At 41.5% G+C, this 15,890-nt stretch carries 15 protein-coding genes; 4 read left to right on the top strand and 11 right to left on the bottom strand.

Going from position 1 to position 15,890, the window contains the following annotated elements:
• Nucleotides 1-9: 9 nt before the first annotated feature.
• Together AC3CID_RS03435 and AC3CID_RS03430 are read right to left on the bottom strand one after the other, a co-directional pair.
• The gene (locus tag AC3CID_RS03435) at nt 10-2,313 is read right to left on the bottom strand and encodes a hypothetical protein (protein WP_488526952.1); all 2,304 of its coding nucleotides are present in this window, start codon (nt 2,311-2,313) and stop codon (nt 10-12) included.
• The gene (locus AC3CID_RS03430) at nt 2,303-3,529 is read right to left on the bottom strand and encodes a site-specific integrase (RefSeq protein WP_372137098.1); all 1,227 of its coding nucleotides are present in this window, start codon (nt 3,527-3,529) and stop codon (nt 2,303-2,305) included. Before AC3CID_RS03430 ends, AC3CID_RS03435 begins: the two co-directional genes overlap by 11 nt.
• A gap of 318 nt (nt 3,530-3,847) precedes the next feature.
• Here AC3CID_RS03430 and AC3CID_RS03425 point away from each other — a divergent pair, with 318 nt between their 5' ends.
• A complete protein-coding gene (locus AC3CID_RS03425) occupies nt 3,848-5,089 on the top strand; it encodes a diguanylate cyclase (RefSeq protein WP_065206871.1) in 1,242 nt (413 codons plus the stop codon).
• Between the two features lie 127 nt (nt 5,090-5,216).
• On the opposite strand, the gene nqrM is transcribed toward AC3CID_RS03425, so the two are convergent.
• The 9 genes from nqrM to bolA form a co-directional block, all read right to left on the bottom strand.
• Nucleotides 5,217-5,471 carry a (Na+)-NQR maturation NqrM gene (gene nqrM, locus AC3CID_RS03420; RefSeq protein WP_004735214.1) on the bottom strand — a complete coding sequence of 85 codons (255 nt, stop codon included), beginning with the start codon at nt 5,469-5,471 and terminating at the stop codon, nt 5,217-5,219.
• Nucleotides 5,472-5,487: 16 nt separating this feature from the next.
• Nucleotides 5,488-6,492 carry an FAD:protein FMN transferase gene (locus AC3CID_RS03415; RefSeq protein WP_146457511.1) on the bottom strand — a complete coding sequence of 335 codons (1,005 nt, stop codon included), beginning with the start codon at nt 6,490-6,492 and terminating at the stop codon, nt 5,488-5,490.
• Nucleotides 6,493-6,666: 174 nt separating this feature from the next.
• Complete coding sequence (gene nqrF / locus AC3CID_RS03410) at nt 6,667-7,893, bottom strand: NADH:ubiquinone reductase (Na(+)-transporting) subunit F (RefSeq protein WP_004735212.1); 1,227 nt, start codon at nt 7,891-7,893, stop codon at nt 6,667-6,669.
• A 29-nt stretch (nt 7,894-7,922) separates the two neighbouring features.
• Nucleotides 7,923-8,519 carry an NADH:ubiquinone reductase (Na(+)-transporting) subunit E gene (gene nqrE / locus AC3CID_RS03405; RefSeq protein WP_004735211.1) on the bottom strand — a complete coding sequence of 199 codons (597 nt, stop codon included), beginning with the start codon at nt 8,517-8,519 and terminating at the stop codon, nt 7,923-7,925.
• A 7-nt stretch (nt 8,520-8,526) separates the two neighbouring features.
• The gene (locus AC3CID_RS03400) at nt 8,527-9,159 is read right to left on the bottom strand and encodes an NADH:ubiquinone reductase (Na(+)-transporting) subunit D (RefSeq protein WP_004735210.1); all 633 of its coding nucleotides are present in this window, start codon (nt 9,157-9,159) and stop codon (nt 8,527-8,529) included.
• Nucleotides 9,159-9,926 (bottom strand): Na(+)-translocating NADH-quinone reductase subunit C, encoded by a 768-nt coding sequence (locus AC3CID_RS03395; protein ID WP_004735209.1) that lies wholly within the window; start codon nt 9,924-9,926, stop codon nt 9,159-9,161. The genes AC3CID_RS03400 and AC3CID_RS03395 overlap by 1 nt, the downstream gene beginning before the upstream one ends.
• Nucleotides 9,916-11,160 (bottom strand): NADH:ubiquinone reductase (Na(+)-transporting) subunit B, encoded by a 1,245-nt coding sequence (locus tag AC3CID_RS03390; RefSeq protein WP_004735208.1) that lies wholly within the window; start codon nt 11,158-11,160, stop codon nt 9,916-9,918. Before AC3CID_RS03390 ends, AC3CID_RS03395 begins: the two co-directional genes overlap by 11 nt.
• 5 nt (nt 11,161-11,165) lie before the next feature.
• Entirely contained in the window at nt 11,166-12,506 is a 1,341-nt protein-coding gene (locus AC3CID_RS03385) for a Na(+)-translocating NADH-quinone reductase subunit A (protein ID WP_017080319.1), read from the bottom strand.
• A 521-nt stretch (nt 12,507-13,027) separates the two neighbouring features.
• Nucleotides 13,028-13,336, bottom strand: a complete 309-nt coding sequence (gene bolA, locus AC3CID_RS03380; protein ID WP_488526951.1) for a transcriptional regulator BolA — start codon at nt 13,334-13,336, stop codon at nt 13,028-13,030.
• Between the two features lie 175 nt (nt 13,337-13,511).
• Here bolA and AC3CID_RS03375 point away from each other — a divergent pair, with 175 nt between their 5' ends.
• The 3 genes from AC3CID_RS03375 to AC3CID_RS03365 all read left to right on the top strand — a co-directional run bounded on the left by AC3CID_RS03375 (nt 13,512) and on the right by AC3CID_RS03365 (nt 15,847).
• Complete coding sequence (locus AC3CID_RS03375; RefSeq protein WP_488526950.1) at nt 13,512-14,663, top strand: methyltransferase; 1,152 nt, start codon at nt 13,512-13,514, stop codon at nt 14,661-14,663.
• A 66-nt stretch (nt 14,664-14,729) separates the two neighbouring features.
• Nucleotides 14,730-15,299, top strand: coding sequence for a YajG family lipoprotein (locus tag AC3CID_RS03370; protein WP_004735204.1), 570 nt, complete (start codon nt 14,730-14,732; stop codon nt 15,297-15,299).
• Nucleotides 15,299-15,847 carry a peptidylprolyl isomerase gene (locus tag AC3CID_RS03365; RefSeq protein WP_488526949.1) on the top strand — a complete coding sequence of 183 codons (549 nt, stop codon included), beginning with the start codon at nt 15,299-15,301 and terminating at the stop codon, nt 15,845-15,847. The genes AC3CID_RS03370 and AC3CID_RS03365 overlap by 1 nt, the downstream gene beginning before the upstream one ends.
• The last annotated feature ends 43 nt before the right edge of the window (nt 15,848-15,890 follow it).

Raw genomic sequence — 15,890 nt, 5'->3', positions numbered from 1 at the left:
CCCTTATAATCAGCCAAATACACTCACCACCACACCGTTCCTGAGAGACTTTTCAAACATTATCAATCCAATTTTTTGACTATCTTTCGATAATTGACTTAAAGTATGCTCTATCCACTCTACTGTAGGTAATACTGTTTTATAGAAGTATTCTGGTTTTTTAGATAGTAGCTTCTTATAATCTTTCTTAAATTCATGTAAATAATTATTCATCTTCCATGCTGTTATTGGGCTATCTATAACATACAAATGGGAGAAACCGGTATTATCATCAGTACCTTGGTGTACAAACACACCAACTTCATTCATTTTCCCTTTCTTCTTACCGGTAACGACTTTAAGCCTTGCTAACATCTCTTCGGATCGGTAAGAAATATTTTCCGTTACGACCATAAACTCGCTATTAAACTCCTCGACTACCTCTTCTCTATTGTTCGGAGGCAATTTGTCAAAATTCAAATCGAAAACATTATTTATAAGATCTAACATTACCTCTCTGGTAATACGACCTGACGAATTTATCCACGCCTCATTTTCACTATTTAAGTAATTTTCTTTTTCAGTTCTATTAGTGTGGGAGTTTCTATTTACCAAGTAATTGAGCGTATAAGGATCACTATATGCGTGTACGGCACTGTTTTTTATCATTTTTAGACCAAAAATCACCGATGGACAAGTTGTTCCAAATTTATTAACTATCTGAGTTCTTTCTCGATTTGAAGTGCTAACTGGATTAGATATAGAATTATAAATGTACTTCCCGTTCCCAAGTAACTTTTCCAATGCTCTGGGAATGACCAGTGGTAAATTATCTAGCTTTAAATGTTGTTTAATTAGGCTAGCTTGTATGGAATTCGTTGTTAGTAAACCATAGAGGCTACCATTTAATGAGTTTAATCCCATCAAAATAGAGGATTGAGCCTTTCTTACACACAGAGGGCTTCCTTCTTTTTTCATTGATAGATAAGTAACAAGAGCTTTACCTTCAAGGGTTTTAGTCGATAATGAGCGAATAGTACAATACACTTTAGCTCGACTCTTAAAGTACTTGCATTCAATTTCTCTTATTGCCCCACCGACTTTTAACATGCGGAATGAGTTATGGGTTAGTTTTGGGATATCATATGGTTGGACTGTTAAAGACGCCATCAGCCATGAAAACATTAACTCATCGAGAGCAGTAGTTGGACAAGAGAAGTCATTTTTACTAAGCTCCCTCAGTACCTCCAAACTAAAAAGGTTACCTGACTCTACTTGTGAAAAGTTATCTGCACAAAAGCTAATACTCACCTTTTTTTTATCTCGATTCTTATTGAGAAAAAGATCATTACAATATTCTTGAGAAATTAAAGAACATTTAATTCTTTCAAATGACTTAAAGCTATTTGCAGTTGATAATAAAACAATTTCTAACGCACCATACAACCTTGGATTTGGGTTTATTGATTTGTGATAAAATGAAATAATTTTATATAGTAAGAGTCCAACAAACTCCCTTTTTTTTGTATGAGATAAATCTTTAGGGAGAGTAAATTCCGAAACTTTAAAATCAAAAAGTTTGAAAAAATTATGTAATTCAAGCTTGCTCTTGTACAATTCAAGAATAATATTGGATGCACTCAAACTCAACGATTGAACCGTAAGTTTCGGAGAGGCTAATATACTATATAAATCACTTCCAATTCCTACATCACTCCGCCTTAACCAATCGATCCCCCCAAAATAAGTTGCTAAAGACTTATGCGACTTATTCAAATTCGGGCTAACTCTCGTCTTCCTCAAATCGTGAAGGTACCGCAACTCTTCTGAGGTCAAATACTCATAAAGTTCTATTGAGCGATCTAATGCATGTGTAAATATAGTTTTTATAGAGAGCAAGGCACTAGACCCGCCATGATTATCAAATAAATCGAAATGATATGCTTCATAATTCTTTAATACATCATAACGGTTATCTATTTCTGTCTCGTTTAACCAATCAATAAATCGAGGAACTGCCGAACAGAATACATCGACCGACGATATAGCTGCTGATTTATCATAAAATGAATAATTATACGCCGCAATAACTAGCTTATATAAAGCTTCTTTCTCTGGGCTTTTGCTATCAGTCATAATTATTTTTAGCGGAGAAAATTTTTGCCTACTGCGAGATCTAATGATCAATGTTCTCGTGCTAAGTGGGTATATTGATTCTCTGATAGACTGATTACTACGAAGCTCAGCTTGCAGCTTTTGTTCGTAATAATCACTGTCTCGTGGGGCATCACGCTCAGGGTTTGGGTTTGGGTTGCCAACCCTCTTATCCCTCATTGGTCGCCTTTAATAAACTATCTATATGCCCACACGAATGTATGTAGGTTTTAGTCGTTTGGTTACCATATTTAGCATCTACTTTATGTCCCATGAGCCTTGCTGTCTCAATATAAACTGCAGATTCAGTAGTAATTGAATCATAAATCTTCCCCCTTTTCCTACACTCTTCGTAAAAAATGTCTGTTCCAAAGGAGTGCCGTAAATGATGGTAAACAGCACCTTTCTCAAGAGTTTGAAATCCCCGATACATATAGGGCTTATCTTTCATATCTTTAATCATTTCGTTCAATATTGCATGAAATGTATCTGACGGAAATCTCGATGATATACAGTTACCTTTGGAACCATTATTAGAATTTGATACAAAAAGGTGATTAGAATCACTTTCTGGCCTCTCTGTATCATAATAACGTTTCATCTTAATCAATAATATTCTTGGTATGTATAATGTTCTAGAGCGCCCATTTTTGGTGTATATGGAGGACAAATGATATTCAAATTCATCCTTCTCTGTTTTTTTTTCCAATTGGGAGAACAAAGTCAAAAGACCGCTATGTTTGTTTTTATTGGTTATGAAGTCCTCCAATAAAAATCCTCTATTCTCACTAGCCCTACAACCTAATTCCCCACCATTTCGTAAAACAACTTCTTCAAGCAACGTCGCGGCTCGACGATAGAGCAACTCTCTTGTTGCCGGCAAGAGGTACTTAACCAATAGGTTTTCTTTATTGTTAGATCTCGCTAGTTCTCTGTGAGAAGAGAATATAAAAATATTTTTATAGGCATTCCCAAAAAAATAATGCAACCAGTTGTAGTAACTCCTTAACGAGTAAACAGCTCTGTTTACAACAACCTCACTCTTACCTTGGCTACAAATCAGGTAATCGTTAATGTAGCTATTAATAAGTTCACTGGGCATTGCAGTATGATTCGTCAAGGATAATTGACTTCCAGAAATATTTTGTTCTTCAACCCACTCCAAAAATAATCCTATTTGATTAGATCGTACATATTGTCCATTTGTGCCTATTTCAACTTCTTCAAAACAGTGTTCAGTTTTGGATAAAATTCGATCAAATTTTGACTTCAACTCTATAGACACACCCTTATGAGTTGTATAGCGAGCATACAAAGAAGGCAAGAGTATAGGTGTATTAGAATCATCCAAATAAATCCAGTGACCATTAAAAACTTTGTCGCTGATTCTCTGCATACACTCTCCTACACAAGACAATACCTCAAAGTTTAACAGTAGCAGAGAACCGTCTACTTACAACCTGCTACAAATGCGCAACACCCTCAAGTTTAAAAACAATCCATATCAACATGGATTATTTTTCTAACTTTCTCTTCGCCCGCACTACACATTTAGGAATAATTCAACCTTACAACTGGATCTATGAACAGTATAATCAATTATTCTCAGATTTAAAATGATCTGGAGTCCAGCTCAAGAGGTTTCTCTTCAATAGCCGCCTACTATTCTGATAGTATTGTTAAGGAGTATTTAGTCTATAAGTAGGGATAGCTTTTGAGTGAGAAAATACTAGTAGTAGAAGACAGTCGTGCATTCAGAAACTACCTGTACCAGCAATTTAAAAATGATGGCTATGATGTTTCACTGGCTGAATCTGTAGCAGAAGCCAAAGCTATCTTAGAGCAAGAGACGGATTTCTTGTGTGCGGTGCTCGATTACTGCTTACCCGATGGCCAAGATGGTGAGATCATTGATTTGGTACTCGGCTATCAACAAAAAATCATTGTGCTCACGGGCATGTTCAACAACACACTTCGAGAGCAAGTGCTCGCAAAAGGTGTGCTTGATTACATCCTCAAAGACAGCATGTCGTCAGTCAGTTACTTACTTCCTCTGGTTAATCGAATCTCGAATAACCGATACCATAAAGCTTTAGTTGTTGATGATTCTGCTGTGGTTCGTCGATATGTCGTCCAACTTCTTGAGCATCAATATATTCAAACGATTCAAGCGGAAGATGGAGAGCAAGCACTAGAGCTCCTTCAAAACGATCCTGATATCACTTTTGTCGTTACCGACCATGACATGCCGAACAAAGATGGCATTTCGATGACCCGTGATATTCGAGTCCAACACGATCGTAATCAACTCGCTATTCTCGGCCTATCTGGCAGTGATGATCGCACAATGACCGCTCGCTTCCTTAAAGCTGGCGCCAACGACTTCCTTTATAAGCCATTTAACCAAGAAGAATTTTTCTGCCGTATTCACCAATTACTCGATATGAAAGAAGCGACCAACGAGCTGTTTCGTCATGCAAACGAGGATGCTCTGACCGGACTTTGGAACCGTCGCTACCTATTCAATCAAACATGTAAAGGCTGCGAACATCGCAGTATCGCCATGATGGATATCGACTTTTTTAAAAAGGTGAATGATACCTACGGCCACGACGGTGGTGACGCGGTATTAATTGAGATTGGTAAAATCATCAAAGAGCACTTTAAAGATGATTTAGCGGCTCGCTTCGGTGGCGAAGAGTTTTGCATTCAGTCATGCGAACCATTTGAAGATTTTATAGAGACCTTGGAGTCGATGAGAGTCGCAATTGAAAATCATGAAGTGCAGCATGATTCACATGTGATTAAAGTGAGCATGAGCATTGGCGTGACCGACCAAGAAGGCTCTTTAGACGAGCAAATCAAAGCAGCAGACGAGCTACTTTATACCGCGAAAAAGCAAGGTCGAAACCAGTTGATATGCGCTCGTAATAACCTTCAACGCGTTAATGAGTAACTCCTGCTTTCCTAGAGCACGAATCGAGTCAGCCTTTAAAATGAAAAGAGCCCAAGGTGTTAACCTTGGGCTCTTTGTTTTTTGAGGAGCAGGTTTCGCTCCTAATCGTTATTGCTGCTAATCGCAATTAAGCAATACGATCTTTATTCCAAGAAGCTTCTTTTTGCTGACGCTCAGCCAGTTTCTCTTCGCGGTACGCTTCACGTGCTTCACGCTTTTTGCGCGCATCACAAGGTTCAGGACAGTTACATACTTTATCAATACCAACAGCCCCTAAGCCACCACAGCTACCCTTCACAACTTTCTTTTGGATAATATAGCCAATAGACATCGCTGCGATTACTGCAAGAAAAACACCAAATGTAATCAGAAATGTATTCATAATTCTCTCGCTTACCTTATTTACCTAAGTATGGCTTAAATGCTTCTGAAGCAATTTCTTTAAAGCCATCTGCTGTTTTAACCACCATAAACGCTGGGATGTTATGCTGGTTAGCGATTTCCATTCCTCTTACTTCACCTAAGACCATAAGGCCTGTAGATAAGCCATCTGCAGTCATTGAAGACGGGTTTAAAACGGTTACAGAAACCACTTTATGATGAAGCGGCTTGCCTGTTTCAGGGTTGATGATGTGTGAGTAACGAACACCATCGCGCTCAAAATAGTTACGGTAGTCACCAGATGTTGCGATCGCCATATCACCCGGCTCGATGATCTCTTGAATGTTGCGCTCGTCGACAGTTGGCTTCTCTATGGCGATACGCCAACCCACACTTTCACGGTTTAAACCCTTCAAGCGGATTTCACCACCTACTTCAACCATGTAATTATGAATACCAATTGAATCAAGGTAATCAGCAACGACATCCACACCCCAACCTTTTGCGATAGTTGAAAGGTCAACATACAAGTTAGGCAAGTCTTTGCTTAGCTTATTACCTTCAACGCTTAAGTGATGAATACCAACCTTAGCCTTGCGAGCCGCAAGCTCTTCATCTGATGGAACCACTTCAGGACGAGCTTCAGGACCAAAACCCCAAAGGTTAACTAATGGTCCAACCGTAACATCCAATGCACCTTCAGTAAGACCGTTCAAACGAATCGCTTCTTTCACAACAATAGCTGTTTGTTCAGATACTTCGAATGCATCGGCACCTTGATGCTGGTTAAAACGGCTCAGTTCTGAGTCCTCACGGTAGGTCGACATTTGATCATTCACTTCTTCAAGCAGACGGTCGATCTCGGTATGAACTTCGTTAGACTCAGGAAATTCATCACCATTGATGTACTTAATATTGTAACTGGTACCCATTGTAGGGCCACTTAAATGCACTTGCTCTCTTGCCTGATCACAGCCCGCAAGAAAAATCAAAGAAGTTAATGCAACAAGCCAAATTCTCACTTGCTTACTCCTGTTTAAGGTTAAGGATTTATATAAGGAAAAATAAGAGTAAAAAATAGGTATTTTGAATGCCTTACTCTTTCTTATATAAGCCAGTTTGTTGTGACGAGTAGTCTTAGAAAAACAAATGGCTGACTCGTAAGAGTCAGCCATAATATCAATCACTTAAATGGATTAACCACCGAAGTCATCTAGTAGAATGTTTTCATCTTCTACACCAAGATCTTTCAGCATGCCGATAACAGCCGCGTTCATCATTGGTGGACCACACATGTAGTACTCACAGTCTTCAGGAGCTTCATGATCCTTCAGGTAGTTTTCGTACAATACGTTGTGGATGAAACCTGTGTAACCATCCCAGTTGTCCTCTGGTTGAGGATCAGACAGTGCACAGTGCCACACGAAGTTCTCGTTTGCAGCCGCTAGGCCATCGAAATCTTCAATGTAGAACATCTCACGCTTAGAACGTGCACCGTACCAGTAAGACATCTTACGAGTAGAGTTAAGACGCTTAAGTTGGTCGAAGATATGTGAACGCATTGGCGCCATGCCCGCACCACCACCGATGAATACCATTTCATTGTCTGTGTCTTTAGCAAAGAACTCACCAAATGGACCAGAAATAGTACATTTGTCGCCTTCTTTAAGAGACCAGATGTATGAAGACATCACACCAGGAGCTACGTCAGGGTTATTTGGCGGCGGAGTTGCGATACGCACGTTAAGCTTGATGATGCCTTTCTCTTCTGGGTATGAAGCCATAGAGTAAGCACGAATCGAATGCTCTTTAACGATAGACTCGTAACGGAACAAGTTGAACTTATCCCAGTCACCACGGTATTCGTCAGGAATATCGTAATCTGCGTATTTCACGTGATGTGGTTCAGCTTCAATCTGAATATAACCACCCGCGCGGAACGGAACTTCTTCACCTTCAGGGATAGCAAGTGCTAGCTCTTTGATGAAAGTAGCTTCGTTATCATTAGAGATAACTGTACATTCCCACTTCTTAACACCAAAGATGTCTTCGTCTAGCTCAATCTCCATGTCAGTTTTCATAGCAACTTGACATGCAAGACGTTCGCCTTCGCGAGCTTCGCCTTTGGTGATGTGATCAAGTTCAGTTGGTAGGATGTCGCCACCACCAGACTTAACTTTTACACGACACTGACCACAAGAGCCACCGCCACCACAAGCAGACGATACGAAGATACCAGCGCCAGCTAGGGCACCAAGTAGCTTGCTACCAGGTTGAGTAACGATCGCCTTTTCAGGGTCGCCGTTTACAGCAATAGTGATGTCACCTGATGGTACTAGCTTAGACTTAGCGAAAAGAATCACTAGTACTAGAGCCAATACAATAATGGTAAACATCGCTACGCCAAGAATAATGCTTTGCATTTGTTATTCCTTATTACTGGGTGCTTACCCTACAGTTGAACACCAGAGAAAGACATAAAGCCTAACGCCATCAGACCAACAGTAATGAACGTGATACCAAGGCCACGTAGACCTGGAGGTACGTCAGAGTACTTCATCTTCTCACGGATACCCGCAAGAGCAACGATAGCTAACATCCAACCCACACCAGAACCGAAGCCGTAAACAACAGATTCAGCAAAGTTGTAGTCACGAGTTACCATGAAAGATACACCACCAAAGATTGCACAGTTAACTGTGATCAATGGAAGGAAGATACCTAGTGCGTTGTACAAAGGTGGGAAGAAACGGTCTAGAACCATCTCTAGGATTTGTACAAGTGCAGCGATAACACCGATGAATGCGATGAAGTTAAGGAAACTTAAATCGACACCGGCAACAAGTGCATTTTCTTTTAGGATGTGTGTGTAAACAAGGTTGTTTACAGGAACAGCGATTGTAAGTACTACAACTACCGCAACACCAAGACCAAAAGAAGTTTTAACTTTCTTAGAAACCGCTAGGAATGTACACATACCTAGGAAGAAAGAAAGCGCCATGTTTTCGATGAAAATCGATTTAACTAGCAGACTAATATAATGTTCCATGACTACCTTACCCCTTCGCTTCTACTTGTTCTGGTTTGAACACACGAATTGCCCAAATCAAGAAACCAATTAGGAAGAATGCAGAAGGTGCTAGAAGCATCAAGCCGTTTGGCTGATACCAACCACCGTTGCTCACTAGAGGTAGTACTTCCATACCAAATAGTTTGCCAGAGCCTAGAAGCTCACGGAAGAAACCAACAGTGATAAGAACGAAACCGTAACCAAGACCGTTACCAAGACCATCGATGAAAGATGGGATTGGCGCAGACTTCATTGCGAATGCTTCAGCACGACCCATTACAATACAGTTAGTAATGATTAGGCCAACGAATACAGATAGCTGCTTAGAGATATCGTATAAGTATGCTTTAAGCACTTGGTCTACCACGATTACTAATGATGCGATAATTGCCATCTGAACGATGATACGCACACTGTTAGGAATGTGGTTACGGATCAAAGAAACGAAGAAGTTAGACAGAGCAGTAACGAACATTACCGCGATAGTCATAACAAATGCAGTTTCTAGCTTAGTGGTTACCGCAAGAGCAGAACACACACCAAGAACCTGTAGCGCGATTGGGTTGTTATCCAACACAGGCGCTAAGATGCTCTTTTTAATTTCTTTTGCACTAGACATTAGTTCAGACCTCCGTCACGAACTTTTGCTAGGAACGGACCAAAGCCCATATCACCTAACCAGAAGTCAAATGTATGTTGAACACCAACGCTGGTCAGTGTTGCACCAGAAAGGCCATCTACACCGTGCTCAGAACCTTGAGGAGCGCCACCTTTAACAACCTGAATAGCAGGTTTGTGGTTTTCGTCGAATAATTTCTTACCAACGAATTGAGCGCGCCAAGTTGGGTTCTCAACTTCACCACCAAGTCCAGGAGTTTCACCTTGCTCGTAGTAAGTGATACCAGAAACTGTGTTGCCATCAGTTTCTACCGCAACGAATGCGTACATCATTGACCATAGACCGTTACCGTGAACAGGGATGATAACTTTAGAAGTTTCAGCGCCATCTTTCACTAGGTATACCGTACCCGTGTTAGCACGACGAATGATCTTAGCGATGTCATCTTCAGCTGAAAGCTTGATTGACTGAGCTGGATCTTTTGCCGCTTTACGTTGGTCGTATGCAGCAGCGTCGCCGTCAACGAAATCGCCAGTAGCGAAATCAACTAGACGAGGTTCGATGTTCTCTGCGTACAGTGCTGGGATATTACCCGCAAGTTCAATGCCCGCAACTTCAAGGATCTTAGTTTGCTGATCCAGAACTGCGTTAGCTTGTTGCTTAGGTTTAAGAACAACTGCAGCTGTTGAAACGATGATTGAGCACACTAGGCTCAATGCGATAACAACAAACAGCGTCTTTTTAATGCTATCGTTATTACTTGCCATAGCGCGCTAGTCTCCGCTTAATGTTCTTCTCGATTACAACGTGGTCAAACAGAGGAGCAAATAGGTTTGCGAATAGAATCGCAAGCATCATGCCTTCTGGGTATGCAGGGTTAACTACACGAATCATTACACACATTGCGCCGATTAGGATGCCGTACCACCACTTACCTTTATTGGTAAATGAAGCTGATACTGGGTCAGTCGCCATGAAGAACATACCGAACGCGAAGCCACCTAAAACTAGGTGCCAATGCCAAGGCATGCTGAACATTGCATTAGTGTCAGAACCAATCACGTTAAATAGTGTTGATACTGCAACCATACCGATCATTACACCCGCAATGATGCGCCATGAAGCAATGCCCATGTAAACAATCATTGCTGCACCAATCATAAGTGCAAGCGTTGAAACTTCACCGATAGAACCTGGAATGTTACCAATGAATGCGTCCATCCAAGTGATTGCTTCACCTGATGTTACGTTCATTAGTGCACTACCGCCGCCTTGAGCCCATTGGCTAAGAGCAGTTGCACCAGAGAAGCCATCTGCAGCAGTCCAAACTACGTCACCTGAAATCTGTGCAGGGTATGCAAAGAACAGGAACGCACGACCAGCAAGAGCAGGGTTCAAGAAGTTACGACCCGTACCACCGAAGATCTCTTTCGCAACAACAACACCAAAGGTAATACCTAGTGCTGCTTGCCATAGAGGAAGCGTTGGCGGAACGATAAGCGCAAATAAGATAGAAGTAACAAAGAAACCTTCGTTGACTTCGTGCTTACGCACCATACAGAACAGTACTTCCCAGAAACCACCAACGATAAATACCGTTGCGTAGATAGGTAAGAAGTAAGTCGCACCCAAGAGCATCTTACTGCCCCAACCTGCATCGGCCCCTAAGGAGGCTCCAAGCATTTCGGTTAGCCAGTAGTGCCAGTTACCATCAATGATAGAAACTAGTTCTGCACCTGAATACATGTGGTTTAGTGCTGCGATAGCCTGACCACCTGCGTTGTACATACCCCAGAACATTGCTGGGAATACCGCAAGCCAAACCATGATCATGATACGTTTTAAATCAACGCTATCACGGACATGCGAGCTTTTCTTTGTAACAGTACCTGGTGTGTAGAAAAGTGTTGCTGCTGCTTCGTAAAGCGCAAACCACGTTTCGTGTTTACCACCTGGTTCAAAATGATGCTCGATGTCTTCAATAAACTTTTTAAGGCCCATGAAAATTACCCTTCCTTCACAATTGTATCTAGGCATTCACGAAGTAACTGACCGTACTCGTACTTACCAGGACATACAAAGGTACACAGTGCTAAATCTTCTTCATCTAGCTCTAGCGCACCAAGTGCTTGTGCACTATCAACGTCACCAGCGCATAGATCGCGAAGCAGCAAAGTAGGCTCCATATCTAATGGCATTACTTTCTCGTAGTTACCAATTGGAACCATAGAGCGATCACTACCGTTCGTTGTCGTTGTCATATTGAACAACTGACCTTTAAACACGTGACCAAGGAATGAACGAGTAACAGAGAACTTGTTCTTACCAGGCATAGCCCAGCCGAATAGCTCTTTATCACGACCTTCACGAAGAACCGAAACTTGTTGATGGTAACGGCCAAGGTAAGCATGTGGACCTGAAGCGTGAACACCAGATAGCACTGAACCTGAGATCAGGCGAACTTCACCTGGCATCAACTCGCTGTCCGTCAACTCTTCAAGGCTAGCACCAATTTGAGTACGAACTAGACGAGGGTTGTTAACTACTGGACCAGCCAGAGAAACAACGCGCTCAGAGTAAATCTCACCAGTAAGGAAAAGCTTACCGAATGCGATCACGTCTTGGTAGTTAATGCTCCACGCTACATTTTGTGCATTTACCGGATACAGGTAATGCATATGCGTGCCTGCAAGACCTGCAGGGTGTGGGCCATCAAAAACATGTTCTTCAACGTTAGACTGAGCTGAACGAGGTAAGCTAGTACCTTTTTTACAAACGTACACTTTACCGTTAGTCAGAGTTGAAAGAAGATCTAAACCAGCAACGAAAGCATCAGACTGCTCGTTAATGATTAATTCTGGCTCAGCTGCTAGTGGATTAGTATCCATAGCAGTAACAAAAATAGCCTGAGTTTCAGAATCAACTGCTGGAACCTTGCTGAACGGACGAGTTCGCAAAGCGGTCCATGCGCCAGACTCAACTAACTGAGCTTTAACCGTTTCACGGTCAAGGCCTACTAGTTGGTTAGCTTCATAGCTATTGAACGTGATTTGCTCATTGCCTGCTACTTCAATCACTACTGATTGAAGAACACGCTTAGCACCACGGTTCACTTCAATAACTTTACCGCTTGCTGGAGAAGTAAATACAACACCTGGGTTCTTTTTATCTGCAAAAAGAACTTGGCCTTTCTTCACTTCATCACCAACGCGAGCATGCATCGTAGGACGCATACCAACGTACTCTTCGCCAAGCAAGGCGACTTTAGTGATGGACTTACCATCATTAATCACCTGGGATGGAGTTCCTGCGATAGGAAGATCCAAACCCTTCTTTATTGTAATCATACGCACTTGCACTACTTTATCGGGAAAAAGATTCTTTTAATTGCGTAAATTCAGGACGTTTTAAAATCGCCCTTAGACACGACATTACAGTGTCCGGTTTTGGTAAATTTGAGATACCAAAATCGCAACAATACATTAATAAACTCATCACAAGAATTATGTGAGATTTATCAGGTGCCATATTCTAGCATTTTTTGACAACTTGATGCCATGACCAATAACTTGAATACGGCCTTTATTTGGTGAGATTTGAAGCATATGGACTCTCAAATATGTATAAATTTGACGAGCCGCACAGATAGAATGGCTTTTAGAACGTGTTTTAAACAAGAGATTAATACTCTGTCACAAACTAATATTTTACGTGTTATGTTGAAACACTGTTAATAAAAACATTACTCATTGTAGGTATTTTTGGTCGGTCAATTTACCATCAGCTTGAGTGATATAACAACAGAAAACAGATAGATTTTGAGACAAAAGAGGCGGCCTAGCCGCCTCTTCTATATGGGTTAATTATCTTACTTACCACCACCCATACACATCGGGCTATCTGGCACGTTATTTAGCTGCTTCATCCATTCATCTTTTGTATAAGTGTGAATGGATAGTGCGTGAATATTATTCGCTAACTCTTCTGATAGTGCTTTATTTACCGCTCTATGACGAGCAATAAGACGCAAACCTTCAAACACATCGCTGACAACAATCACTTTAAAATGACTCTCAGAACCAGCCGGAACATTGTGCATATAGCTCTCATTCACCACGTTTAAATGACTTGGTGAAAACTCATTGTGCAATTTTGTTTCGATAATTTCTTGGATCATTGTGATTCCTTAAATAGCGTATTGGCATTATCTGTCGCTCCAGTATAAACCCTAACTAACCGACTGTCTGAGTATTTCATCGCTGACTCGAGGGGTTTAGTCGAGTTTTTTATATCTTGTTCAGGCTGCATTTGAGACAATATCTTTGTTATTTCTTACATAAGTATCTCAAGCAATGAAAACTGAACTTACCCTTCACGATAGAATTTTAACCCTAAATCGTTTCCCCAACCGTTCAAATGAAACCCTTCAAGCTTGGGATGCCGGCGACGAATATCTGATTAGCCATGTTGAAGAGATGAATCTTGAACCTGGTAAACACATCCTGATCATGAACGACAGTTTTGGTGCCCTATCCGCTTGGTTCTCCAAAGATCATGACGTGACCATGATGAGTGACTCTTTCATTTCTCATCGCGGAACGTTAAAAAACTTACAGCGCAATCAAAGTAACCGAGTGAACTTCTTGAACACGATGGATGATATCCCACACGGTATCGACCTTGTGATCATGCAATTGCCAAAAACCAACCGCCACCTAATATGGCAATTGAGCCAGTTGCGCCAAGCATTGCCTGAAGGCTGCCAAGTGATTGGTGTGAATAAAGTAAAAGAGATTCACACTTCAACACTGAACCTGTTTGAAAAATATCTCGGTGAAACCAAAACCTCTCTGGCTAAGAAAAAGCACCGCCTTGTGTTCTCTTCTCCAAACTGCCAACCGATTCAAACAGTAGAGCCTTATGTTGAATGGGACGTAGACGGTGAAGATATCCGCCTGAAAAATTTACCAAATGTTTACTCAGGGGAAGCACTCGATCAAGGCGCTCGTTATATGCTAGAGCACATCCCTCAAGATCCTGAGCTACGTCATATCATCGACTTAGGCTGTGGCAACGGTGTATTGAGTGTAAAAGCAGGGCAATTGAACCCACAAGCTCGTATCACCTGTGTGGATGAAAGCTTTATGGCGGTGGAATCGGCGCGCCAAAACGTCAAGGATAACCTTGGTGAAGAAGGCAACTTCCAGTTCATCGCCAACAACTGTTTAGATGGCTTCAAGAAGAACAGCACTTACTTAGTTATGTGTAATCCTCCGTTCCACCAGCAACAAGCGATTACAGACCACATTGCATGGCAAATGTTCTGTGATGCAAAGCATGTTCTTAGCAACGGAGGCAAATTAATTGTTATTGGCAACCGACACCTCGGATACGATGTCAAACTAGCAAGACTATTTGGTGAAGCTAACGTTGAAACGCTTGAACTAAACCAAAAATTTGAGATATTACAAGCAACAAGAGAGCCTGCGAATTTTAATAAATAAGCAGAAACGACTTCACAAGAATTTAAGATACCGAGCTTCTGGTGTGAATTTAGAAAGGATAAAGGAATGAAAAAACTGATTTTGGCTGCTTCTATTATGGCATTGACAGCATGTTCTGCCCCTCAGCAAGAACAGATCAATGTAATGCCAGAAGCTTCACTAAGCTCAAGCAACCTTGTACAAGGCAAAACATACACACTAACCAGTAAAGATGTTCGTGCCGCTCAATATGTAGCCTTGGTTGATAGTGGCCGTTCAAACATTCAGCCAATTCACGCTAAACAAAACATGCGTATTTCGCTAGAGAACGCAGTAGCTCAACAGTTAGAGTCTCAAGGTTTTCGAGCAAGCGTAAACAGCGAAAACTCCATTGTTTTAGAGATTCAAGAAGCACTTGTTACCGTAGAACACACCATTATGGAAAACAAAATGGACGGTAAAGTAACGCTTGAAGTAACGGCCGAGACACCTGAAGGTAAGCTCGTTAAAACATTCAACGGTACCGCAACTCGTACTGGAGCGCTAAGTGCTTCAAACGACGACATCTCAATGGTTCTTAACGATGTGATCAACTTGGTTCTTACTGAAATTGCGAACGACCCTGAACTACAAAACTACATGAAGGAACGTTTCTAATGAGCCGTATTCTAACTTCTATTGCATTAATGCTGGTGAGCGTGAGCGTTTGGGCAGGCCCAAAAGTGAACGTTGAAACAACATTAGGTGACTTCACGATAGAGCTAAACCAAGAGCAAGCTCCGGTTAGTACTGAAAACTTCCTAAAATACGTGGCAGACGGCAGCTACGAAGGCACTATCTTCCACCGTGTTATTCCTGGCTTTATGGCGCAAGGTGGCGGCTTCGATCAAGACATGAATCAACAAGCGACTTATGCCCCAATCAAAAATGAAGGCAATAACGGTCTAAAGAATGATACAGCAACGATCGCAATGGCTCGTACTAACGCGCCAGACTCTGCGACTCGTCAGTTCTTTATCAACTTTTCGGATAACGACTTCTTGAATGCAAAAGGTGGTAACCCGGGCTACGCTGTTTTTGGCACGGTAACTGAAGGGTTTGATGTCGTACAAAAGATGGCAACCATTCCGACTAAACGAATGGGCCGCATGTCCGATATTCCAGTCGACCCTATCATCATCAACAAAGTAACACTTCTTAAGTAATCTCATACAGCGCCCTTAACCTCTTAAGGGCGTTTTTCTATAC

It is taken from the genome of Vibrio sp. QJM3NY_21 (assembly GCF_057785975.1).
Note: the sequence above shows the minus strand (reverse complement) of the source record. Positions and strands in the feature narration are given on the sequence as shown.